This is a genomic window from Paraburkholderia sp. J69-1 (assembly GCF_905220255.1).
In the GTDB taxonomy this organism is placed as follows: domain Bacteria; phylum Pseudomonadota; class Gammaproteobacteria; order Burkholderiales; family Burkholderiaceae; genus Paraburkholderia.
In genome coordinates, this window is sequence record NZ_CAJMZG010000002.1 from 1 (window position 1) to 23,623 (window position 23,623).

At 63.2% G+C, this 23,623-nt stretch carries 23 protein-coding genes; 13 read left to right on the plus strand and 10 right to left on the minus strand.

The window, feature by feature from the left end:
* The coding region (locus tag U5A67_RS03165; RefSeq protein WP_321813017.1) for a hypothetical protein at positions 1-224 on the minus strand (224 nt) is incomplete at its 3' end.
* On the opposite strand from U5A67_RS03165, the gene U5A67_RS03170 reads away from it, so the two are divergent.
* The 5 genes from U5A67_RS03170 to U5A67_RS03190 all read left to right on the plus strand — a co-directional run bounded on the left by U5A67_RS03170 (position 214) and on the right by U5A67_RS03190 (position 4,254).
* Positions 214-771, plus strand: coding sequence for a CDP-alcohol phosphatidyltransferase family protein (locus U5A67_RS03170; RefSeq protein ID WP_321813018.1), 558 nt, complete (start codon positions 214-216; stop codon positions 769-771). The genes U5A67_RS03165 and U5A67_RS03170 overlap by 11 nt on opposite strands.
* A complete protein-coding gene (locus U5A67_RS03175) occupies positions 764-1,381 on the plus strand; it encodes a lysophospholipid acyltransferase family protein (protein WP_321813019.1) in 618 nt (205 codons plus the stop codon). The genes U5A67_RS03170 and U5A67_RS03175 overlap by 8 nt, the downstream gene beginning before the upstream one ends.
* A 2-nt stretch (positions 1,382-1,383) precedes the next feature.
* On the plus strand, positions 1,384-2,322 hold the full coding sequence (locus tag U5A67_RS03180; protein ID WP_205982584.1) for a phosphatidate cytidylyltransferase: 939 nt from the start codon (positions 1,384-1,386) through the stop codon (positions 2,320-2,322).
* A gap of 156 nt (positions 2,323-2,478) precedes the next feature.
* Positions 2,479-2,907 (plus strand): helix-turn-helix domain-containing protein, encoded by a 429-nt coding sequence (locus U5A67_RS03185; protein ID WP_321813020.1) that lies wholly within the window; start codon positions 2,479-2,481, stop codon positions 2,905-2,907.
* Complete coding sequence (locus U5A67_RS03190; protein WP_321813021.1) at positions 2,908-4,254, plus strand: type II toxin-antitoxin system HipA family toxin; 1,347 nt, start codon at positions 2,908-2,910, stop codon at positions 4,252-4,254.
* A gap of 106 nt (positions 4,255-4,360) precedes the next feature.
* Here U5A67_RS03190 and U5A67_RS03195 read toward each other — a convergent pair whose 3' ends face one another.
* Complete coding sequence (locus U5A67_RS03195; protein WP_167061375.1) at positions 4,361-4,549, minus strand: CsbD family protein; 189 nt, start codon at positions 4,547-4,549, stop codon at positions 4,361-4,363.
* Positions 4,550-4,831: 282 nt separating this feature from the next.
* Between U5A67_RS03195 and U5A67_RS03200 the strand changes: the two genes are divergently transcribed.
* The 3 genes from U5A67_RS03200 to U5A67_RS03210 all read left to right on the plus strand — a co-directional run bounded on the left by U5A67_RS03200 (position 4,832) and on the right by U5A67_RS03210 (position 8,902).
* Complete coding sequence (locus U5A67_RS03200; protein ID WP_321813022.1) at positions 4,832-6,304, plus strand: benzaldehyde dehydrogenase; 1,473 nt, start codon at positions 4,832-4,834, stop codon at positions 6,302-6,304.
* A 14-nt stretch (positions 6,305-6,318) separates the two neighbouring features.
* On the plus strand, positions 6,319-7,461 hold the full coding sequence (locus U5A67_RS03205) for an NAD(P)-dependent alcohol dehydrogenase (protein ID WP_321813023.1): 1,143 nt from the start codon (positions 6,319-6,321) through the stop codon (positions 7,459-7,461).
* A gap of 223 nt (positions 7,462-7,684) precedes the next feature.
* A complete protein-coding gene (locus tag U5A67_RS03210; RefSeq protein WP_241023339.1) occupies positions 7,685-8,902 on the plus strand; it encodes a helix-turn-helix domain-containing protein in 1,218 nt (405 codons plus the stop codon).
* 4 nt (positions 8,903-8,906) lie between these two features.
* Here the strand turns inward: U5A67_RS03210 and U5A67_RS03215 are convergent, their stop codons facing one another.
* The 6 genes from U5A67_RS03215 to cyoA form a co-directional block, all read right to left on the minus strand.
* Positions 8,907-9,248: a DUF1493 family protein gene (locus tag U5A67_RS03215; protein WP_321813024.1), complete on the minus strand. Its 342-nt coding sequence runs from the start codon at positions 9,246-9,248 to the stop codon at positions 8,907-8,909.
* Positions 9,248-9,679: an STM2901 family protein gene (locus U5A67_RS03220; RefSeq protein ID WP_321813025.1), complete on the minus strand. Its 432-nt coding sequence runs from the start codon at positions 9,677-9,679 to the stop codon at positions 9,248-9,250. The genes U5A67_RS03215 and U5A67_RS03220 overlap by 1 nt, the downstream gene beginning before the upstream one ends.
* A gap of 223 nt (positions 9,680-9,902) precedes the next feature.
* Positions 9,903-10,289 carry a cytochrome o ubiquinol oxidase subunit IV gene (gene cyoD / locus U5A67_RS03225; protein WP_321813026.1) on the minus strand — a complete coding sequence of 129 codons (387 nt, stop codon included), beginning with the start codon at positions 10,287-10,289 and terminating at the stop codon, positions 9,903-9,905.
* Entirely contained in the window at positions 10,286-10,888 is a 603-nt protein-coding gene (gene cyoC, locus U5A67_RS03230) for a cytochrome o ubiquinol oxidase subunit III (protein WP_205982579.1), read from the minus strand. Before cyoC ends, cyoD begins: the two co-directional genes overlap by 4 nt.
* A gap of 3 nt (positions 10,889-10,891) precedes the next feature.
* Positions 10,892-12,883 (minus strand): cytochrome o ubiquinol oxidase subunit I, encoded by a 1,992-nt coding sequence (gene cyoB / locus U5A67_RS03235; protein ID WP_205982578.1) that lies wholly within the window; start codon positions 12,881-12,883, stop codon positions 10,892-10,894.
* 8 nt (positions 12,884-12,891) lie between these two features.
* On the minus strand, positions 12,892-13,905 hold the full coding sequence (cyoA, locus tag U5A67_RS03240) for a ubiquinol oxidase subunit II (protein WP_205982577.1): 1,014 nt from the start codon (positions 13,903-13,905) through the stop codon (positions 12,892-12,894).
* Between the two features lie 173 nt (positions 13,906-14,078).
* Here cyoA and U5A67_RS03245 point away from each other — a divergent pair, with 173 nt between their 5' ends.
* The 3 genes from U5A67_RS03245 to U5A67_RS03255 all read left to right on the plus strand — a co-directional run bounded on the left by U5A67_RS03245 (position 14,079) and on the right by U5A67_RS03255 (position 17,392).
* Complete coding sequence (locus tag U5A67_RS03245) at positions 14,079-15,485, plus strand: PLP-dependent aminotransferase family protein (RefSeq protein ID WP_415767700.1); 1,407 nt, start codon at positions 14,079-14,081, stop codon at positions 15,483-15,485.
* Positions 15,486-15,649: 164 nt separating this feature from the next.
* Positions 15,650-16,546, plus strand: coding sequence for a fructose bisphosphate aldolase (locus U5A67_RS03250; protein ID WP_205982575.1), 897 nt, complete (start codon positions 15,650-15,652; stop codon positions 16,544-16,546).
* Between the two features lie 132 nt (positions 16,547-16,678).
* On the plus strand, positions 16,679-17,392 hold the full coding sequence (locus U5A67_RS03255; protein ID WP_321813027.1) for a transglycosylase SLT domain-containing protein: 714 nt from the start codon (positions 16,679-16,681) through the stop codon (positions 17,390-17,392).
* 116 nt (positions 17,393-17,508) lie between these two features.
* Here the strand turns inward: U5A67_RS03255 and U5A67_RS03260 are convergent, their stop codons facing one another.
* Positions 17,509-18,483 (minus strand): ProQ/FINO family protein, encoded by a 975-nt coding sequence (locus tag U5A67_RS03260; RefSeq protein WP_321813028.1) that lies wholly within the window; start codon positions 18,481-18,483, stop codon positions 17,509-17,511.
* Between the two features lie 330 nt (positions 18,484-18,813).
* Here U5A67_RS03260 and U5A67_RS03265 point away from each other — a divergent pair, with 330 nt between their 5' ends.
* Complete coding sequence (locus tag U5A67_RS03265; RefSeq protein WP_321813029.1) at positions 18,814-19,599, plus strand: SDR family oxidoreductase; 786 nt, start codon at positions 18,814-18,816, stop codon at positions 19,597-19,599.
* A 148-nt stretch (positions 19,600-19,747) separates the two neighbouring features.
* Here the strand turns inward: U5A67_RS03265 and opgC are convergent, their stop codons facing one another.
* Positions 19,748-20,836 carry an OpgC domain-containing protein gene (opgC, locus tag U5A67_RS03270; protein ID WP_321813030.1) on the minus strand — a complete coding sequence of 363 codons (1,089 nt, stop codon included), beginning with the start codon at positions 20,834-20,836 and terminating at the stop codon, positions 19,748-19,750.
* Positions 20,837-21,262: 426 nt separating this feature from the next.
* Between opgC and U5A67_RS03275 the strand changes: the two genes are divergently transcribed.
* Complete coding sequence (locus U5A67_RS03275) at positions 21,263-23,623, plus strand: bifunctional salicylyl-CoA 5-hydroxylase/oxidoreductase (RefSeq protein WP_321813031.1); 2,361 nt, start codon at positions 21,263-21,265, stop codon at positions 23,621-23,623.

The window sequence follows — 23,623 nt, forward strand, 5'->3', positions numbered from 1 at the left end:
TATTTGGCGACGATGCTCAATGAGTCGCCACGTAAAACGCCATAGTTTTGCGCAGCCCTGTATAACGCGCCCAGCTTTCGACCGATCGACGCTGATCGCATCCCATCGACATCATCGACTCCATCACGCCTTATGGACGAAAACCGACGCCCAATCAAATCGCGCTCCAACACGGCCATTGTCGCGCTGGCGAAATTCCTGGCTGGCACGAGCGTGACGCCCAACCAGATTTCCGTCGCGAGCGCCGTGTTCGCAGCGATCGGCGCAATTGCGCTGCTGAGAATCGACAGCGTCATCGGCATGATCGTGGCGATTGTCTGCATCCAGTTGCGGCTGCTGTGCAATGTCATCGACGGACTGGTCGCCGTCGAAGGCGGTAAGAAATCGATCGTCGGGGCGATCTATAACGAATTCCCGGACCGCGTCGCGGACAGCGTGTTGCTGGTCGCGGCCGGCTATGGCGTGGGCCTGCCGTCGCTTGGCTGGGCCGCTGCGCTTTTTGCGGCGCTGACCGCGTATGTGCGCGTGTTCGGCGGTTCGGTGGGCGTGCCGCAGCGTTTCATCGGGCCGATGGCCAAGCAGCATCGCATGGCCTTGCTCACGCTCGCCTGCGTCGCGACGATCATCGAAATCGCGCTGCATCGGCATCCTGTTTGTTTGATTGCGGCGCTGTTCATTGTCGCGGCGGGCAGCGCGCTCACGTGCGTGACGCGTACGCGTGCGCTCGTGCAGGATCTTCACCGGATCACGGAGGAAAAGACTCATGCGTAACGTCATGCAGCGCTGGTTGCTGGGCGTCGTGCGTCTCGTGGTGGGCGCACGCGGGCGCTACGCGAGCACGCCGCCAACGGCCCAGCAGACGATCTATTTCGCCAATCATTCGAGTCACGTGGATACGCTTGCCATTCTGGCGGCGTTGCCGCCCGATCTGCGCGCGAGCGTGCGCCCTGCCGCAGCGCGCGATTACTGGGACGCTTCGCCCATGCGCCGCTTTATCGCGAATCGTGTGTTGGGTGTGGTGTATGTGACGCGCAAAAGCGCCGAAGGCGAAGACCCGCTGCAACTCGTGCGCGATGCTTTGGCGTCGGGCTGGTCGATCATTATTTTTCCCGAAGGCACGCGCAGTCAGAACGGCGAAATCGGTCCGTTCAAAAGCGGGCTTTACTGGCTTTCGCGTGAGTTTCCCGAGGTGCAACTCGTTCCCGTGCATCTGTCCGATCTGATGCGCGCGATGCCCAAGGGCAAGCTGTTGCCGGTGCCGATCAACTGCAGCGTCTCGTTTGGCGATGCCGTGCCGGGCGCTGCCGAACTCGACAAGGAAACCTTCCTTGCCACGGCGCGCGACGCCGTGATCAAACTTCAAAATTCGGTACGGGGTTAAGGATGCCGCACGTTTTCTGGATCACGATCGTGGGCGTGGTCGCCCTGCTCTGTTTCTTTACCGTGGTGGGCGCCGTGCTGCGCATGAAATTCGGCACGGCCAATACGACCGTCACCAATATGAACCAGCGCATTGCTGCGTGGTGGGTCATGATTGCCGTGGTCACGGCGGCACTCTGGCTTGGGCCGTATGCCACGCTGTTCCTGTTTTTCATCTGCTCGTTTTTCGCACTGCGCGAATTCATTACGCTCACACCGACCAAGCCCGCCGATTACTGGTCGCTCGTACTGGCCTATTACGTTGCGCTGCCCGGCCAGTTTCTGCTGGTGGCGCTGCACTGGTACGGGTTGTTTGCGATCTTTATGCCGGTGTATATGTTCTTCGTGCTGTCCGCGTCGGAGGCTTTTTCGCAGGACACGGCTGAATTTCTCGAACGTAACGCCAAGATTCAATGGGCCTTGATGGTGTGCGTGTATTCGTTCAGTTACGCGCCCGCGCTGCTCCTGTTGCCGCTGCCGCATTACTTCGACAATAACGGGCCGCTGCTGCTGTTCTTCCTGCTGGTCGTGCAATCGAGCGACGTGTTCCAGTATGTTTGCGGCAAGCTCTGGGGCAAGCGCAAGCTTTCGCCGCTCGTCAGTCCTTCGAAAACCTGGGAAGGCCTGATTGGCGGCGGCGCACTCGCAATCGGTCTGGGCACCCTGCTGCACGGTCTTACGCCGTTCAATATCTGGCAGGCCGCGTTGATGTCGGCGGTCACGGTGATTGGCGGCTTTATCGGCGGGCTCGTGCTGTCGGCCGTCAAGCGCTCGATGGGCGCCAAGGACTGGGGCGTGATGATCGCCGGTCATGGCGGCATGCTCGATCGCATCGATTCCATCTGCTTCGCCGCGCCGATTTTCTTTCACCTCACGCGCTATTTCTTCGCGACGCCAACCTGACGAGCGTGGCCGGCGTTCGCGCTGCGCCGTTCCACGCGAAGCGCGCTTACAGGTTATAGACTGTATTTTGCATTTACAGCTTTAAGGTTGTATTTTGCATTTACAGTCTATAGACTGTAAGCGTTGCCTGCCCTGTCCCCACTGCCGGAGCTTCGCGTGGACTACCCGCTCAAGACCGTCAGCCAGTTACGCCCCTTGCTGCTAGCCTTTCGCAAGAAAGCCGGCCTGACCCAGCAACAGGTCGCGCAGCGGCTCGGCATTTCCCAGCAAAGCTACGCGGCCTTCGAAGCCAACCCCGCCACCGCAAGCGTCGAGCGGCTTTTTCGCGTATTGCGGCTGCTGGCCGTCGATATGCGGTTGGCCGCTGGCGCTGCGGAAGCCGAACCGGCTCAACGCAAGGTTGCGGTGAAAATGGCCGCGGTCAAAAAACCTGTTGCGAGAAAACCGGCGCTGAAAACCGCAGCGAAGAAAACAGCCGTCAAAAAAGCCGCCGTCAAAAAGACCGTTGCCCGTAAAAGCGCGCCTGCAAAGACAACGTCCCGCAAGCCCGCTGCCGCCAGGCCATCAAAGCGCGAGGACTGGTAAATGGCGCGCACCCGCCAGACGAACCGCCTCGACCTGTGGATGAACGGCCTGCCCGTCGGCTACTGGGAAATCGTGCGCGGGGTCGAACGGCTCGTCTATCTGCCCAGTTGGCTCGACGACGAACAGGGCCGGCCGCTCTCGCTTTCGCTGCCGTTTACGCCGGGCAACCAGCCCTTGCGCGGGCGGATCGTCACCGATTATTTCGACAACCTGCTGCCCGATAGCGAACGCATCCGCCGCCGCATCGCGGCCCGTTACCGCACGGCGGGCATTTCGCCGTTCGAACTGCTGGCCGTGCTCGGGCGCGATTGCGTCGGCGCATTGCAATTGCTGCCGGCGGGCGAAACGCCGGTCGGGCTCGAATCGATCGAAGGCAAGCCGCTGAACGAAGCCGCCATCGCCCGGCTGTTACGCGAGACCACCTCCACGCCGCAGTTCGGCGAGCACGGCGAGCACGGCGAACCGGTGGACGATCTGCGTCTGTCGATTGCCGGTGCACAGGAAAAAACGGCACTGTTGCGCCGTAACGGCCGCTGGCTGCTGCCTGCGGGCAGCACGCCCACCACGCACATTCTCAAGTTGCCGCTCGGTCTGGTCGGCAATATGCGCGCCGATATGCGCACCTCGGTGGAAAACGAATGGCTTTGCGCAACCATCGTCGCCGCCTTCGGGCTGCCGATCGCGCCCTGTGAAATCGCTCATTTCGAGGATATGAAGGCGCTGGTGGTCGAGCGTTTCGACCGGCGCCTCGCGCGCGACAAACGCTGGATCGTGCGTCTGCCGCAAGAGGATCTTTGCCAGGCCACGGGCACGCCCGGCCTCTCCAAATACGAAGCCGATGGCGGTCCCGGCATCGACGCGGTGATGGCCGTGCTGGGCGGATCGTCGCGCGCGGCGCAAGACCGGCGGCACTTTTTTCTCGCGCAGATCATTTTCTGGCTGCTTGCGGCTACCGACGGCCACGCCAAGAATTGCAGCATCGCGCATCTTCCCGGCAGCCGTTTCGCGGCCACGCCGCTCTATGACGTGCTGTCCGCGCATCCGATCATCGGACGCGGGCGCAACCAGGTCGCGGCGCAGCGCGCGAGTCTCGCGATGGCGGTGCGCGGGCGCAACGCGCATTACCGCATCGGGCAGATTTTTCCGCGTCACTGGATCGCGCAGGGTCAGCGCGTGGGATTTTCGGTCGAGCAGATCGAGGAGATGATGGCCACGGTTGCGCAGCAAACCGGGCGCGTCATCGACGAAGCCGCAGCGCAGCTTCCGGAAGATTTTCCGCTCGATATCGCCGATGCGATCTTTGCCGGCATGCGCAGTCAGGCGAGGATTCTGGCGGGTCCGGCCTGAAGCCAGCGCCAGGGTTGTTCGGGCAAAAACGCACAAAAACGCGCGGGGCGCCGCGCAAACGACGCCCCGCGCACTGCCGAGACTTTCGTCTCACTGGGCGATCACCTTAGTGATGACGCTTGGTCATATCCTTGGCGGCCTCCTTCATATCGCCATAGTTCTTGCGTGCTTCACCCGCGGCCTGCTGCACGTCGCCCTTGAGCTCACGTTGCGGGTTGTCAGTGGCGCGGCCTACCGCTTCGTTGACCTTGCCCTTGATCTTTTCTGCCGTGCCCTTCACCTGGTCCTTGTTCATGGTACGTCTCCACGTAAAAGCGACGGTGTGTCGCGACGATCGACATAGCGCACGCGCTGTGCCCGCGACTGGACCGCAAAGTCGAGTGTCCAGTAACTGAACGCCTTTGCGCGCCCTGCCACGCGCCCACGGGCTATTGCGGCCCGGGAACAATTCCCGATTGTGACGCTGGCCCCCATTCCTTATCGTGGCGTCCTGGCGTGTTCCGGCGATATTCCCGCTACCGGCGACCGCCCACTGGGCCTATTTACCGGCTTTCGCACGCGATCAACAGGAGTCAGCATGAGCGTTACCACTTCCACCCGCCTTCTCGACAACGACGTCTGGCAAGGCCGTCTCTTCACGGGCGAATGGCGCGAAGGCACATCGGCGGCCGATGTGCTCGAACCGGCGACGGGCGAGCGCCTCGCGCGCATCGGCATGGCCGACGCGGCCTTGATCGCGGCATCGTCGAAGGCGGCTTTCGAGGCGCAGCAGGCCTGGGCCGCGCTGCCCTACGACGCGCGCGCCGCCGTGCTGCGCCGTGCCGCACGCCTCGCCGAAGATGCCGCCGACGAGATCGCCAGCTGGATCGTGCGCGAAAGCGGCTCCACGCGCGGCAAGGCCGGATTCGAAACGCACGCCGCCATCAAGGCGCTGCACGAAGCCAGCGCGCTGCCGTCGCGTTCGGCGGGCGAAGTGCTGCCTTCGGTGCCCGGCCGACTGTCGCTGGCGCGCCGCCGCCCGCTGGGCGTGGTCGGCGTGATTTCGCCGTTCAACTTTCCGCTCTATCTGGCGATTCGCGCCGTGGCGCCGGCGCTCGCGCTCGGCAACGCCGTGGTGCTCAAACCGGACCCGCGCACCTCGATCTGCGGCGGTTTCAGCATCGCGCGTCTGTTCGAACTCGCCGGTCTGCCGGCGGGCGTGCTGCATGTGCTGCCCGGCGACGGCGCGGCGGGCGCGGCGCTCACGAGCGATCCGCATATCGCCATGATCCAGTTCACGGGCTCGACGGGCGCGGGCCGCAAGGTGGGCGAAGCGGCGGGCCGTCATCTCAAGAAGGTTTCGCTGGAACTGGGCGGCAAGAATTCGCTGATCGTGCTCGACGATGCCGATCTCGAACTCGCCGTCGCCAATACGGCCTGGGGCGCCTATCTGCATCAGGGCCAGATTTGCATGGCGACCGGCCGCGTGCTCGTGCAGCGCAAAATTTACGATCAATTCGTGCAAAAACTGGTGGCGAAGGCATCGAGCCTCACGGTCGGCAATCCGGCGACCGGCGATGTCGCGCTCGGGCCGATCATCAACGCGTCGCAGCGCGACCATATCGCCCGCGTGCTCGCCGATGCGCAGCAGGCCGGCGCGCGCGTGGAAACCGGCGGCGGCTATCGCGACCTCTTTTTCGAGCCGACCGTGCTGAGCGGCGTCACGCAAAGCAACCCCGCGTTCAACGAGGAAATCTTCGGGCCGGTGGCCGTGGTCGTGCCCTTCGACACCGACGAAGAAGCCATCGCGCTCGCCAATGATACGGAGTACGGATTGTCGATGGCCGTCGTTACCGCCGACGTGGGCCGCGCGCTGCGCATGGGCGAGCGTCTGCGCACGGGCTTGCTGCACATCAACGATCAGACCGTGAACGACGAAGTCATCAACCCGTTCGGCGGAGTGGGCGCGTCGGGTAACGGCACGAGCATCGGCGGCCCGGCCAACTGGGAAGAGTTTACCCAGTGGCAATGGCTGACCGTCAAGGGCGAAGCACCGCTCTACCCGATCTGAGGAGACAGACACACATGAGCACGACAACGCAAACTCAGGCGACGGGCCGCACGGTCACCGCCGCCGTCGCGCGCGCCAAGGGCGAGCCGTTCACGATCCAGAAGGCGCGCCTGCGCGGCCCGCAGGACGACGAAGTACTGGTGCGCGTGGTCGCCACCGGCCTGTGCCACACCGACCTGATCGTGCGCGACCAGTTCTATCCGGTGCCGCTGCCGGCCGTGCTGGGCCATGAAGGCGCGGGCGTGGTCGAGGAAGTCGGCCCGAACGTGAAGAACCTCAAGCCCGGCGATCACGTGGTACTGACCTACGGCGCGTGCGGACATTGCCAGCCCTGCGTGGGCGGCCACGGCGCGTATTGCAGCCACTTCTTCGGTTTGAACTTCGGCGGCGGCGATCTCGAAGGCCGTACCGCCATCGAGGATGAAGAAGGCCGTCCGCTGCACGATCACTTTTTTGCGCAGTCGTCGTTTGCGAGCCACGCGCTGGCCCGCGAAAACAACGCGATCAAGGTGCCGCACGACGCGCCGCTCGAACTGCTCGGGCCGCTCGGCTGCGGCATCCAGACCGGCGCGGGCGCGGTCATCAACTCGCTCAAGGTCACGCCGGGCAGCCGCTTTGCGAGCTTCGGCGCGGGCGCGGTGGGGTTGTCCGCCGTGATGGCGGCGCGCGTGGCGGGGGCATCGACGATCATCGCCGTCGATATCGTGCCGTCGCGGCTCGAACTGGCGAAGGAACTGGGCGCGACCCACACGGTCAACAGCCGCGAAGTCGATATGGTCGAGACGATCCGCGAGATCACTGGCGGCGGCGTGGATTTCGCGCTGGAGTCGACCGGGCATCCGCAGGTGCTGGCCGGGGCGATCGAAGCGCTCGGCACGCTGGGCGCGATCGGCGTGGTGGGCGCGCCGCCGCTGGGCACCAAGGGCGAGTTCGATATCAACAGCCTGCTGCTGAACGGGCGCACGATTCGCGGCATCGTCGAAGGCGATAGCGTGCCGCAGCGCTTTATTCCGCAACTGGTCGAGCTATATCAGCAAGGGCGTTTTCCGTTCGACAAGCTGGTGAAGTTCTATCCGCTCGAGAAAATCAACGAAGCCGCCGAGGACAGCACGCGCGGCGTCACCCTCAAGCCGATCCTGCGCTTCGCGCACGCCTGAGGCACGAGTGGCGACCCGGCGCGCTGCAGGGTGCGCGCCGGCTGCGGTATCCTCGCTCTAGCCGACGGGCCGGCGCATCGCCATCGCCCCGCACGGGCGGCATGGTGCCCTTTCAAAGGCGCCCTGCCGCCCGTCCTTGTCTGGCCTTTTGCCGCCGTCGCGAACCGCTGTGAAGCCCCTCGCCCCTTACCCATCGCATGAGATCGCCTGATCGGGAGCCTGCATGAAGAGCAAATCCGCATCCCGGTTCACCTCGGATCGCGCGGCGGACAGCGCCCTTGCGCAACTGCATGCGGTGCGCGAGCGCTTCGGCGGCGGCGAACAACTGCCGGCCGCACTCATGCCGGGCCTGCTGCCCGATCCGGTTGCGCGTTCGTGGGCGCGCTCGCGCGATGCGGGCGTGCGCCCCTGGCAGGCGCCCGAATACGAACTGCTCAAAAGCACCCGCAGCGCGCGCGAATCGCACGAAGACCGGCGGCTTTACAGCTGTGTCGTCGATGAAATCGAGCAGCTTTGGGACGCTTTCGGCGGCGACGACTGGACCATCTTCTGCGTGAATCCGCAAGGCACGGTGATCCACGCGCGCCACAGCCCCGCCTGCGACGACGACCTGATCCTGCCGATCATCGCCGGGCGCCGCATTCTCGAATCGCACATCGGCACCACCGCGCCTAGCTGTGTGCTGCACGAAGGCGTCGAAGTGACGATCGGAAACGGCCAGCATTATCTCGACGAATTCGAGCGCGTGTCCTGCCTCGCGGTGCCGCTTTTCGGGCTGCATGGCGAAGTGATCGGCGCGCTCGATCTGACCGGCACGGGGCAGCGCGATCTTTCGCAGGTCAAGGAGCAATTCAGGCTGGCGGCGCTGGCCGCCGAGCAGCGCCTCTTCGCGACCTTGCGCGGATGCCATCTGCTGCGCGTGCAGCACGATCCGCGCTGGCTCGCCACGCCGCTCGCGGGCGTGCTGGCCGTGGAAGAAGACGGCACGCTGCGCGCCGCGAGCCGCATGGCGCGGCGCATGTTCGCGCTGGAGCACGGCGCGCCCTTGCCTGCGCTCGCGTTGCGCGATCTGTTCGCCGATACGCCCGCCGCGCAATTGAGCCGCGTGCTGCGGCCGCAGCGCAACCCGCTGCGTTTTGCTCGCGCCGATGGCAGCCGTGTGTGGGTGCAATACGCGCGTGCGCCGCTCAATCGCAGCACGGCGCGGCGGATGGCAATGCCGCTCGCGACGGACGGCGATCTGGCGCCGGTCGCGCCGGTGAGTGCGGCACAGAACGGCTCGACGCTGGAAGAACAGACCTTGATCGCCGTGCAGAACGCCATGCACGAGCACGGCGGCAACGTGGCGGCGGTCGCGCGGCAACTGCGCGTGTCGCGCACGACGGTTTATGCGCGTCTGAAGCAGCTGCGCGAAACGGGGATGTTGGGTGAGGCGGAGTGAACGTCTACCACTTGCCTCGCATCATTGCCTCTTCCAGCATACCGAGCGTCAAGGACTGACCGCCAAGTGTCCCGCGCGCGCTCGCGCTGAATGGCGACTTCGCCACTGTGATGAAAAACTTGCCCAGGCCGAGTTTCGCTGATGGGTAATATTCGTCGATCGAGAAACCCGAAATATCGACTGAGAAAGTTTTTGCCCATTGTTCGATAAGTCGTGCGATGTTTTTCGGCTCCATATCGAGATCGTGATAGAGGTCGGTTTCGCGCGTCAAATCGAGCTTGCCGATGAGAGGCTCGCCCCTATTCTTCGCAATGAATACAGCGAGATTGTTCCAGACATCTGTCATTACAGGCGATCCTCTTGCTTCGCGAGTCTGTTATAGGAATTGATTGACCGGAAAATAATTGACGACACGTCTGAGGCCAGCAAAATCCAACCGACTCCCGGAATAGCTCGCCCAACAAATACACCGAGACTGCGTGTGAATTTGACTCGCAAAAGAACCAGACTTTTGAACGACGTGACCGTCGGCAAAATTTTGTTCTTCAACTCGTAAGGTAGCAGGCGCCGAGAAACCACGGAAGCGATGGATGTACCCTTTACAGCACCGGCAAATTTTCCACGAGTCGGTATGAAGCGTTGACCGATCAAGATCATTCCAACGCTCACAGCGTCATCAATTCCTAGTTCTTTACATGTTTCGTCGATCGCAATAAGGAAAAATAATTCCTCACGAGTGAGGCCGGTATGAATTCCATACGAGTAGCTGTTGCTCATGGATCGTAGATTGGCGAGAGGACGGGCAACGCTACCTCAAAGTGTTGTATCAAACAAGGAACAGGTGCCCTGTTTTCCATGCCCGACAAACTACCGTGCATCGAGGCATTCGTTTTCCGGAGACGATAACACTACAATCAGCTACCGACGTAAAAACCCCGCGCAGCCCAGCCCCAAAGAACCAGACCCACGCGGGGTTCGCACAGCACCACCACAACAACGATTAATCGTGCGCCATGGCGCGCTCGACGCTGATCTGCGACGGCATCATATTGACGTTCGCGTTATGCATGACCCACAGCGACAAGCCGACGATCACCGCAATCAGAAACGCCGTGCAAATGAAAATGCCGGTATTCGCACGCTGGCTGCGCGCCGCGCCGATATGCAGGAAATACACCAGTTGCACAACCAGTTGCGCCACGCACAGCACGACGATCGCCGTGAGCCCCTGCGCGGGCGGAATCACATGAACCATGACCACGCCGAACGAAGCGAGCGTCAGCACGAGCGAAAGCACCGTGCCGATCATGTAACCCTTGAGGTTGCCATGCGAACCGCCGTGCTGGTCATCGTGACCGGCAGAATGAGAGACGTGGGAATGACTCACAGCATGCCTCGCAGATAAACAAAGGTGAAAACGCAGATCCACACGAGATCCAGAAAGTGCCAGAAGAGGCTCAGGCACGCGAGGCGCCGGCGCACCGTGCCTGTGAGGCCGAACTTCCAGGTCTGATGCATCATGATCGCGATCCACAGCAGACCCGCGCTCACGTGCAGACCGTGCGTGCCGACCAGCGTGAAATACGCCGAGAGATACGCGCTCGTATGCGGGCCCGCGCCATCGGCAATGAGTTTGGCGAACTCGTTGATTTCCATGCCGACGAAGCCCGCGCCAAACGCGAACGTCACCGCAAGCCAGCCAATCACCTGCGCGCGGCGCTGCGCGTGCAGGCTCAGCATCGCCATGCCGAAGGTGACGCTGCTGGCGAGCAGCAGCAGCGTTTCGCCGAGCACGTACGAAAGCTCGAATAGTTGCTTCGCACCGGGACCGCCTGCTGTCGCGTTCGCGAGCACGCCGAAGGTGGCGAAGAGCGTCGCGAAGATGAGGCAGTCGCTCATCAGGTAGATCCAGAACCCCAGCGTGGTTTTGGTGCTGTCGTCGTGGCCATGGTCATGGCCGTGATGTGTCGTTGCAGCGTGAGCCATGACTTACGCGACCTCCTTGAATTCCAGTTCGCCAAGCTGCTGGAAGCGCGCGTTTTCGATGCGCTCGACTTCCGCCGCCGGAACCCAGTAATCGACATCCTGGTTGTAGCTGCGCGCGATAAAGGTGCCGATCATGCCGATCAGACCCAGCGCCGCGAACGGCCACATATGCCACACCGCCGCGAAGCCGAACACGAAGCTGAACATCGCGATGATGAAACCCGCGCCCGTGTTGCGCGGCATATGGATGTCCTCATAGTGCTGAGCCTGCACATAGGCGCTGCCCGCTTCCTTGTTGTCCCAGTGCTGTTCCATCGAGGTGATCTTCGGCAGCACGGCGAAGTTGTAGAACGGCGCGGGCGAAGCCGTCGACCATTCGAGGCTGCGGCCGTCCCACGGATCGCCGGTGATATCGCGGTTCAGATCGCGGTCGCGCACGCTCACATAAAGCTGCACGATCAGCGCCAGAATGCCGAGGCCGACGAACACCGCGCCCACCAGCGCCACCACCAGCCACATATGCCAGCCCGGCTCCGAATAGTGGTTCATACGGCGCGTCATGCCTTCGAAGCCCAGGATATAGAGCGGCGTGAACGCAAGCCAGTAACCGATCAGCCAGCACCAGAACGACACCTTGCCCCAGAACTCGTTGAGCGTGAAACCAAACACCTTCGGGAACCAGAAACTCACGCCCGCAAGACAGCCGAACACCACGCCGCCGATGATCACGTTATGAAAGTGCGCCACGAGGAACAGCGAGTTATGCAGCACGAAGTCCGCGCCCGGTACGGCCAGCAGCACGCCGGTCATCCCGCCCACGGCAAACGTCACCATGAAGCCGATGGTCCACAGCGTCGCGCTGTGATAGCGGATGCGGCCGCGATACATCGTGAACAGCCAGTTGAACAGCTTCACGCCGGTCGGGATCGAGATGATCGTCGTCATGATGCCGAAGAAGGCGTTGACGTTCGCGCCCGAACCCATCGTGAAGAAGTGATGCAGCCAGACGAAGAACGACAGAATGCCGATCGAAGACGTCGCGTACACCATCGACTTGTAGCCGAACAGCGGCTTGCCCGAAAACGTGGCGATGATTTCCGAGAACGCGCCGAACGCCGGCAGGATCAGGATGTACACCTCCGGATGGCCCCAGACCCAGATCAGGTTGATGTACATCATCGCGTTGCCGCCTAGCTCGTTCGTGAAGAAATGCATGTCGAGATAGCGGTCCATCGTGAGCAGCGCGAGCGTGCCGGTCAGCACCGGGAACACCGCAACGATCAGGATGTTGGTGATCAGCGCCGTCCACACGAACACCGGCATCATCATCAGTTTCATGCCCGGCGCACGCATGCGCAGGATCGTCACGATGAAGTTGATGCCCGAAAGCGTCGTGCCAAGCCCCGATATTTGCAAGGACCATATGTAGTAATCCATACCAACGGTCGGGCTGTAGCCCAGTTCCGAAAGCGGCGGATACGCCACCCAGCCCGTCGCCGCGAAGTCGCCGACGAACATCGACACCATCACCAGAATCGCGCCCACCACCGAAAGCCAGTACGACAGCGAATTGACGAACGGATAGGCCACGTCGCGCGCGCCGATTTGCAGCGGCACCACCACGTTCATCAAGCCGAGGATGAGCGGCGTGGCCACGAAGAAGATCATGATGACGCCGTGCGCCGTGAAGATCTGGTCGTAGTGATGCGGCGGCAGATAGCCGGCCGCGTCGTTATAGGCGATGGCCTGTTGCGCGCGCATCATGATCGCATCGGCGAAACCGCGCAGCAGCATCACGATCGCGAGAATGATGTACATGACGCCGATGCGCTTGTGATCGACCGAGGTCAGCCATTCGCGCCACAGATAGCCCCACTTGCCCGCGAGCGTGATCGCCACGAGCAGCGCCAGGCCGCCGAGCGCCACGACGGCGCCGGTGCCCATGATGATGGGCTCGTGCCAGGGAACGGCATCGAGCGTGAGTTTTCCGAACATGATGTGATTTACTCCGCTGCCAGAACGGCGGGCGCATGCGCCACGCTGCTATCGAATGTGAGCGCCGGAACGTTCGTACCGGTGCCGCAGATCGGGTTGCCGTGCACGTCGCGCATGTATTTGTCGACGACGCCTTCGAAAAGGCCCGGCGCGACGTTCGAGTACAGCGCGACCGGCGCTTTTTCTCCCGGCACCGCGAGCTGCTCGTAAGCGCCGCGGCTGAGCATCGCGGGCGAGGCCTTGGCGCGCGCGATCCAGGCGTCGAAATCGGCGCGGCTGGTGGCGAGCGTGTCGAAGTGCATGTCCGAGAAGCCCGGGCCGCTGAATGCCGCCGAGCGGCCCGCGTACGTGCCGGGCTGGTTCGCGATCAGATGCAGCTTCGTTTCCATGCCCGACATCGCGTAGACCTGGCTGCCCAGTTGCGGGATGAAGAACGAGTTCATCAGCGATTCGGCGGTCAGGCGGAACGACACCGGCGTATCGACGGGAATCGCCAGCTGGTTCACCGAGGCGACGCCGTAATCGGGATAGATGAACAGCCACTTCCAGTTGAGCGCCACGACATCGACGCGGATCGGCTTGACCTGCGATTCGATCGGCTTGTACGGATCGAGCGAGTGTGTCGTGCGCCAGATCAGCGCGCCGAGCGTGATGACGATGATGCAGGGAATCGTCCAGACGACGATTTCGATCGCGGTCGAGTGCGACCACTTCGGCGCGTAGGTGGCGCCCGTATTGGACGCGCGATAGCGCCACGCGAACCAGAGCGTGAGCGCGATCACCGGAATCACCACGAGCAGCATCAGCCCGAGCGCGATGAGGATGAGGTTTTTTTCCTGCATGCCGATGTCGCCTTTCGGGTCCATCAACACGGAACTGCAACCGCCGAGCAGCGCGAGTGCGCCGGCCGATGCGATGCTGGCGGCGCCGCGCAAGGCGGAAAGTCGGGATGAGCGTGGTGGTTGGGAAAGCGGCGGGCCGGCTTCGACGGCCGGTCCTCTTCGGATGGAGTGGGTGCGCATGTCGGGTTCCATGGTTGACGATCGCGCAAACCCATCCATACGTGCCCACATCGACTTCGCAGACAGCGCCGTCAGGACGCCGGGCAAAGAACCCTACATAGCCTATATGTATGGATTTACGCGCTTCGTGTCCGCATGCTAGAGTAAGACATGACACATACATCTGCGACAGAATGACGCGAAAAGACCGCATCGATCCGGACAAGATAGGCGCAGCTTCGGCGTGGGCCACGGCAATGCAGGACGGCGACGGGCCGCGCTATCTGCGTCTGGTCGACTTTATCGAGCGCGCCGTGGCCGACGGCACGCTCTCGCCCGGCGAGCGCGCCCCGGCGCAACGCACGCTGGCCGATCTGCTCGACGTGGATCTGACCACCATCACGCGCGGCTTCAACGAAGCGCGGCGGCGCGGGCTGATCGAGGCGCGCGGGCCGCTCGGCACCTTCATTGCCGCGCCGCGCGCGGAACTGGCGCAGCGTGTCGATCTGAGCATGAACATTCCGCCGCCGCCGCAAGGTCTGGACGCCGACGCGCTGCTGCGCGAAGGGCTCTCGCGCCTTTTGCTGCGCAGCGACGCCGATCTGCTGATGACGTACCACGTCGGCGGCGGTGCGGCGGCCGATTGCGCGGCGGGCGCGAAGTGGCTCGAACCGGTGCTGGGCGCGCTCGATCCCGCGCGTATCGTGGTCTGTCCGGGCGCGCAGGCGGCGCTGGCCGCGCTGATCCTCGCCTTCACCGCGCCCGCCGATGTGGTGCTGAGCGAGCCGCTGGTCTATCCGGGTCTGCCGCACGCCGTCGCGCAACTGGGCCGCCGCCTCGAAACCGTGGCGACGGACGCCGAAGGCATGCTGCCCGATGCGCTCGACGCCGCCTGCCGCCTGCACGGCGCGCGCGTGCTCTACCTGAACCCGACGCTGCAGAATCCCACCGCCACCACGCTTTCCGAAGCGCGCCGCCGCGATCTGCTGCGCGTGGCGCAGCGCCATGGCGTGCGTATCGTCGAAGACGATCCGTACTGGCGTTTCGCGCCCGACGCCCCGCCGCCGCTCGCGCGCCTCGCGCCCGCGCAGGTCTGCTATGTCTCGACGCTGTCCAAGACGCTCTCGCCCGGTTTGCGCACGGCCTTCCTGACGCTGCCCGACGCCGACACGCGCATGCGCGTGCTGGCCGCGCTGCGCTCGTTTTCGCTGATGGCCGCGCCGCTGACCAACGCGCTGGCGATGCAGTGGATCGAAGACGGCGTCGCCGACGATATTTTCCAGGGCGTGCGCGCGGAAGCGCAGGAGCGCCAGCGCATGGCGGCGCAACTGCTGGGCACGGCAGCGGGCGCGAACGCCGGGATTCACCTCTGGTACACCTTACCGGCTTACTGGCAGGCGCGCGAACTGGCGGCGGCGGCCAGCACCGAAGGCCTGGCCGTGGCGCCCTCGACGGCTTTCGAATGCGGCCATGGCGGCGCCAATGCCATTCGCATCTCGCTGGGCGCGACGGCCGAACGTGCGCGACTTCAGGCCGCGTTACGACGACTATCGACATTGCTGGCGAGCGACCGCAGCGCCCACGCGCAGGTGATCGTCTAAGGCGTGCACGCCACCCTGGCATCGCGCTTGCTTCCGTTTCCCCTCTGACCTGCCGCGCGCGTGGCTGACACATTGGCGCAGACGCTGTCACGCAGCGCCGGTACACTCGTCGAATCGATTTTCTGCATTGCGCCACCGGCGCTTATTTTTCGGGAGGATGGAAGATGGCCAACGACAAGATGCTGCAGCAGATGCGCGAGAAGCCCGGTTTCATCGCCGCGCTCGACCAGAGCGGCGGCTCCACGCCAGGCGCGCTGCGCCAGTACGGCATCCCGGAAAGCGACTATAGCGGCGACGCCGATATGTTCCGCCTGATGCACGAAATGCGCGTGCGCATCATCAGCGCGCCGGCTTTCACGGGCGAAAAGGTAATCGGTGCGATCCTGTTCGAGCAGACCATGGACGGCCAGGCGCACGGCAAGCCGGTCCCCGCGTTTCTCTGGGAAGACCGCGGCGTGGTGCCGTTCCTCAAGGTCGACAAAGGCCTGGAAAGCGAAGCCGACGGCGTGCGTCTCATGAAGCCGAATCCGGGCCTGGACGCGCTGCTCGATCGTGCGCAGAAGGCCGGGATCTTCGGCACCAAGATGCGTTCGGTGGTCGAGCGTGCATCGGCATCGGGCATCGCCGCGATCGCGCAACAGCAATTCGAAGTGGGCGAGCAGATCAGCGCCAAAGGCCTCGTGCCGATCCTCGAACCCGAAGTGTCGATCAAGGCCCCCGACAAGGCCGAAGCCGAAGCGCTGCTGCGCGACGCCCTGCTCAAGGGACTCGACGCCCTGCCCGCTTCGCGCAACGTCATGATCAAGCTGACGATTCCCGACACGCCCGACTTCTACAAGCCGCTGATCGATCACCCGCGCGTCGTGCGCGTGGTGGCGCTGTCGGGCGGCTATTCGCGTACCGATGCGTGCGCGCGCCTCGCGCACAACCACGGCATGATCGCGAGCTTCTCGCGCGCGCTGATCAACGACCTCACGAAGCAGATGAGCGACGCCGATTTCGACGCCACGCTGGCGGCGAGCATCGACGAAATCTATCGCGCATCGGTCCAGAAAAGCTGAGCGATCTTGCGAGCGATCAGACCGCCGCGCGCCCAGAAGACGAGGCAAGGATAGCTGGGGTCGAATCCCGGCTGTCCTTTTGCATGGCCGGTTATACTGTGCGCCATCCATAGCTCACCACGCGCACTGCCCATGATGCGCCTACTTTGCCTGCTGGTTTTGCTGCCCGGCCTCGTGCAACACGCAGCAGCGCAGCAGGCTCCCACGCAAGGGGACGACAAAAAGCTCCCCACCTATCTGTCCCAGAAATTCGGTCTGGCGAAGGAAAAAGCCGTGCAGATTTCGCAGGCGGTCACCACGGCTGCGGCGAAATACTCGCTGCCGCCGGCCGTGCTGCTCGCGATTATCTCGGTTGAATCGCGGTTTCACGAGAAGGCGCATGGCGGCAATAACGCCACCGGGCTGATGCAGGTCGTGCCGTCGGCGCACCGCAATCTGCTGCGCAATGTGAAAGATCTCACCGACCCCGACGTCAATATCGATGTGGGCTCATCGATTCTCTACGGCTACAAGCGCGCGGCCGGCGGCGATCTCGATGCGGCGATGAAGAACTACGGCGGCTCGAAGGCGTATGCGGAAAAGATCCGCATGCGCGCCGCGGAATTCAGCCATGTGCTGGATAGCGCGAGCGGCACGCCCGCCGACGGTGCAGCAGAGGATGGCGCCGCGACAAATTTCAACGGGGCGTTTTCGGCCGATATCGCGGCTGGCAATGTGGCTAGTGGCGTGCCCGCCACTTCGGCGGCGCAGGCGGCTTCAGGCGCTGCCGTCGCGCAGCCCGCAGCGGAAGCCTCTGGCGCCGACGCTTCCGGCAAACGCAGCTATTCGCGCTCGCGCGAGCGTTGAACATCGCTCGCCGCTCACACTTTTAAACCGGACGTAAAACGCAAACAGCCCGGCGAGTTGAACTCGCTGGGCGTGTTTTGTCGTGCGATGCAAAGCGCCTGGGGCGCCTCGAGCGCTTAGGCGTCGGCTGCGGGCGCAGCGTCTTCGCTGCCCTTGGCTTCTGCTTCGGCGGCATTGCCGGTCTCGGCAGCCGGTGCGGCAGGCTCGGCCGGAGCCGGTGCTGCGGCTTCGATTGCCTCGGCGGCGGCTTCCGCTTGCGCGGGTGCTGCGGCCTCAGCCGGAGTGGCGGCGGTCGGTTGACCCGGTTTTGCGGCTTCCTGCGCCTTGGCTTGCGCTTCGGCCTTGGCCTTCTGACGCGCGAGCGCGGCATTGGCACGGCCGACGTGCGACGGATCGATGCCCGGGCCTTCCGACGCGGTGCCATCCAGCTCGTAACGCGCGCCGCCTGCGGCAACACGCTCGTGATAGCGCGGATGGTTCACGTGACGCTTGAGCACGGCGACGATCAGCGTGCGCTCGTAGTCCGGGTGACGCGTGACCAGATCTTCGGCCACGCCGATCTTCAGCGGCAGACGATCGCGGAACGCCGGATACAGCTTCGCAAAAACGTTCCAGACCGTGTTGAGCTGGCGGTTGCGCTCGATGCGCGCCTTTTCCGCTTCGCTCAGATTGGCCAGTTGCGGTTGCGGGCGCGGCTGACGCTGGCGGTGATTGCCACCATTGCCGCCATTGTTGCGCTCGCCGTCACGCGGGCCGCGCGACGGACGCGGGCCACGGGCTTCCTGCGGCTTGCCGCCTTCAGCGGCCGGCTTGCCCTGTCCCTGACCCTTGGCCTGCTGCGGACGGCCGCGGCCGCGCGCCTCGTCGGCACCTGCCGGACGAGGACCTTTCGGGCCCTTGTGGCCGGGCGCGCCTTGCGCGCGACGCTGGCCCTGTGCGCCTTTCGGTGCGCCCTTGGGCGCATGCTTGCCTTGCGGCGACTGCGCCTGTTCTTCGGGCGGCTGACCCGTGCCCAGCCCCATGCTCTTCTTGAGTTCGAGCAGCCCATCTTTGAGGCTCAGGGGTCGGCGTTGTTGCGATGCGGCTTTCACGTCCAGCTCTCTTCCTTATTGGATCGGACGCTATGATACAGAATCGCGAGCCGCATTTCTGTCTCGTCGCGCGATGCGCCAGATTTGGCGCTGCTTTTGAGGCCCGTACCGGCGCGAATTACGTGAATTTTGATACACCTCAAAAGGCCGGATTACGCCGATTTAAAGCGCGTGCTTTGCAAAAAGCCGGCCCTTTCTCATCGTGATCGGTCCGATTTGGCCCTACGATTCCACGATTTTATTTCGGCGTTCATCCCCGGATCATCGGCAGAAGTGTCGCGTTGACGCCGCGTTTTCGCCCACGATTTTTTCGATTTCTCCCAGTAAATCATGACTCAAACCGCTATTTCCCCTGCGCCGGTGCGCGCCATCGTGACCGGTCATTCGCGCGGACTGGGCGCCGCGCTGGCCGAATTGCTGCTCGAGCGCCAGATCGATGTCCTGGGCGTGGGCCGCAGCGCGCATCCGACGCTCGCGCAGCGCGAGCACCCTGCAAACTCCGCGAACGCTGCAACGGCAGCGAAATTTGTAGAAGCATCCCTCGACCTCGCCGATCCCGCCGCCGTCGAAAAATGGCTGGCCAGCGGCGCGCTGCAGGATTTCGCGCAAGGCGCGCAGTGCGTGCTGCTGTTCAACAACGCCGGGACCGTCGATCCGATCGCGCCGCTGGGCGCCCAGGACGCGAGCGCCATCGCCCGTGCCGTCACGCTCAATGTCGCGGCTCCGCTGATGCTCGCCAATGCGCTCGCCACCGTGCAGGCCGGCGAGCGCCGCATCGTCCATCTGTCGAGCGGCGCGGCGCGCAACGCATATTCGGGCTGGAGCGTCTACTGCGCCACCAAGGCGGCGCTCGATCACCACGCGCGCGCCGTCGCGCTCGATGCACCGGACGGCGTGCGCATCGGCAGCGTGGCGCCGGGCGTGGTGGACACCGGCATGCAGGCGACGATCCGCGCGACCAGCGTCGATCATTTCCCGCTGCGCGGCCGTTTCGAAGAACTCAAGCAAACGGGCAAATTGACCTCGCCCGAAGATTGCGCGCGCCAGTTGATCGACTATGCATTGAGCGACGCATTCGGCACGTCGCCGACTGCGGATGTGCGCGAGCTGGCGTAATCGTCACTCAACAAAGCTCCCGCAAAATCTCACCTTGAGTGTGGGAGCTTTGTCTTCGCACGGGGAATCTCTGCCCGCTCTTGCGCTAACAAGCGGCGACAGAAAGCTTCATCGATCCCGCAAACACTCACCTTCGCATCGCATCGTTTCACGTCGCCGCAACCGGAAGCCGCACGCCTTTCCATTTGCGCGCGCCGCCGGCGAGCATCAGTAGCGCTGCGATCGCCAACGCATCGCCTGCGAGACGCGCGGGCAGAAACGTATTCACATGCGTCGCGCGCAATAGCGTATCGATCACATTCGATGCCAGCGCGCCGCCCACGAAACACACCAGCCCCTGCTGCCCCACTGTGACGACGCCCGGCAAACGCCGTGCAAGCGCGCTTATCCAGCCTAGCCGCGTCGCCTGCGCCGCAAGCCACGCCACTGCAGCAAAACTGACGATGCGCAGGCTCGCGAGATTCTGTTTCATATATCCCGGCTGCGGATCGACTTCGACGAAAAGACGCACGAACGCAAAGGTGCCGACCAGCACGCAGGCAAGCACCGTCAACGCGTGTCCGGAACGCGAAGTCTGAAATGCATTCGACAGCGGATAAAGGCGGCACAGCAGGCCAAGCATGAACATCGCTTGCCACGCGAACGGATTGAACGGCCAGATCGAACCGGGCACGGAAGGCAGATAGCCGCCAAGCCAGCTACTCGCGAACCAGAGCGCGAAGCTGCCGGACAGGGCGATTTCAGGCGCGCGCCGCGCGAGCGGCATCACCCAGGGCAGCGCGAGCACGAGCAGCACATAGAGCGGCAAGACACCGGCCAGATAGGGCTGATCGCGAAAGACGGCGATATTGCCGAGCATCGCAAGCGGATGCGCCATGAAGCGCGCGAGCCCCGTTTCGCCGATCAACGGCGAATCCACATGTAAGGCCACAGCCGCCGCACCAGAAAGCAGCATCAATACCGCCGCGCACAGATAGGCAGCGTAGATTTCGCGGCTGCGGCGAAAAAAGCGCCAGTTTGCAGCATCGATGCCCTTGCGTGCAGCAATCGCAAGCCAGCTCGCAGCCGACACATAACCGCTCACGAACACGAAAACTTCCGCCGAATCGCAATACGCGAAAGTGTGCAGCATGCCGTGCGAAAGCACGCTGGAAGGAATATGGTCGAGTGCAATGGCGATCAGGGCGAAGCCGCGAAAGAAGTCGATTGCGGTCGATCGCTGCGCTGTGTGGCTCATCAATGAAGGCTCCCGCTCGGTTCGGATCGTACGGTGGAGAGACGAAAAATGACCGGATAGCGATGGCTCGAACGCTTCGCGCGTTCTGCACACGCGAAGCAATTCGTAAGGATTGCTGATCTAAAAACAAAAAACGGAATAACGCCGGAATACATTTGAAAGCCGCTGCGTAATTCGACTGAACGCGACGCGGCGCGATTTCGTATGCGAATTCAATGCCAGCTTTGATTCACGGCTTACGCCTGCCGATTGGCAGGATCGCATAGTCGGCGGATCGACTGCAGTTTCGACAACGTTGAGCCTCAATCCGAAAGATCGCCGTAAGTTTCGGCGTGCGTCAGGACTTACCCGCGCTCCCGGCTAATTACTTGACACCTAAAGTATTTAAGCCTACTCTGCCCTTACGGATCGAGCGAGGTAACGAGCATGCGCATTGTTTGCATCGGTGGCGGCCCGGCCGGCCTGTACTTCGGCCTGTTGATGAAGCGGCGTCATCCGGATTACGACATCAGCGTGATCGAGCGGAACCGCCCCTACGATACGTTCGGCTGGGGCGTGGTGTTTTCGGATCAGACGCTGGGCAATCTGCGCGCCGCCGACCCTGAAAGCGCCGCTGAAATCCTCGACGCGTTCAATCATTGGGACGACATCGAGATCCATTTTCGTGGCCGCGCGGTGCGATCGTCGGGCCACGGCTTTTGCGGAATCGGGCGTAAGCGCCTGCTGAATATCCTGCAGGCGCGTTGCGAACAGCTTGATGTAAAGCTGGTGTTCGAATCGCAGATCAGCGACGACGATATCCAGAACGCCGATCTCATCATCGCCAGCGACGGCCTGAATAGCGCCACACGCCAGAAATACGCGGCGACCTATCAACCCGATATCGATCTGCGCGATTGCCGCTTTGTCTGGCTCGGGACCTCGAAGCTATTCGACGCCTTTACGTTTGCATTCGAAGAAACCGAATTCGGCTGGTTTCAGGCGCATGCCTATCGTTTCGACGACAACACGTCGACGTTTATCGTCGAAGCGCCGGAGCCTGTCTGGCGCGCGGCGGGCCTTGAATCGATGAGCAAGGAAAACAGCATCGCGTTTTGCGAAAAGCTATTCGCGCGTTATCTGGACGGTCATGCACTGCGCTCGAATGCCGGGCATCTGCGCGGATCGTCGCAATGGATTCGCTTTCCGCGCGTGGTCAATCGCGAGTGGGTGCACTGGAAAACCCGTGCGGATGGCGAGCAGATTCCCATCGTATTGATGGGCGATGCAGCGCATACCGCGCATTTTTCGATTGGCTCGGGCACCAAGCTCGCGCTCGAGGATGTAATCGAACTGGCCAATAGCATGGACACGCATCCGCAAGATTTGCGCGCTGCACTCCAGCATTACACGAACGTGCGTAGCGTCGATGTGCTGCGTATTCAGAACGCCGCGCGCAATTCCACCGAATGGTTCGAGCACGTCGATCGATATGCGAAGTTCGAGCCCGAGCAGTTTGCGTATTCGCTGCTCACGCGCTCGCAACGCATTTCGCACGAGAATCTGCGTGCACGCGACGCGCAGTATCTGGGCGGTTTCGAATCGTGGCTCGCGCAACGCGCCGGTGCCGGCGCGCGCGCCGTGCCGCCGATGTTCACACCTTTTACGCTGCGTGGCGTCACGCTCAAGAACCGCGTCGTGGTCTCGCCGATGGCGCAATATTCCGCGCTGGACGGCGTGGCGGGCGATTATCACCTGATGCATCTGGGCGCGCGAGCGATGGGCGGCGCGGGTCTCGTGATGACGGAAATGACCTGCGTGTCGCCTGAAGCGCGCATTACGCCCGCTTGCCCCGGCATGTACACACCCGCGCATTTGAGCGCGTGGAAGCGCATTGTCGATTTCGTGCATGCGCAGTCGGATGCGAAGATCGGCATGCAGTTGGGGCATTCGGGCGCGAAGGGCTCGACGCGCGTGGCGTGGGAAGGCATCGACCAGCCGCTCGACGATGGCAACTGGCCGCTTGTGTCCGCATCGCCTCAACAGTACCTGCGTGACGTGAGCCAGTGGTCGCACGAAGCGAGTGTGGAAGAGCTGCGCGAAATCGAAGCGCAATTCGTGCGCTCGACGGAAATGGCTGCTGTTGCCGGTTTTGATTGGCTCGAATTGCACTGCGCGCACGGTTATTTGCTTTCGAGTTTTCTTTCGCCGCTCACGAATCAACGGGGCGACGAATATGGCGGCTCGCTGGAAAATCGGCTGCGCTATCCGCTGCAGGTTTTCAAGGCGGTTCGTCAAGCATGGCCGCAGGACAAGCCGATTTCCGTGCGGATTTCCGCGCACGATTGGGTAGAAGGCGGGATCACGCCCGACGATGCCGTCGAAATCGCGCGCGCCTTCAAGGCTGCGGGCGCGGACATGATCGACGTATCGTCCGGTCAGGTCAGCAAGGAAGAAAAGCCTGTATTTGGCCGTATGTTTCAGACGCCGTTTGCGGACCGCATCCGCAATGAAGCCGGTATCGCCACGATTGCCGTGGGCGCGATTTCCGAGGCCGATCACGTCAACGGCATCATCGCGGCAGGTCGTGCCGACCTTTGCGCGGTGGCGCGTCCGCATCTGGCCAATCCGGCGTGGACACTCAACGAGGCCGCAAAAATAGGCTATTTCGACGTGATGTGGCCGCCTCAGTATAGGGCGGCGAAAACGCAACTCGAACGCAATATCGAGCGCGAGCGCGCCGCCGCAGCGGCGGCCGCGGGTCTCTCGCCGCTCGAACGCGCGCAACGCGCCGAAGGGACGGTCTGA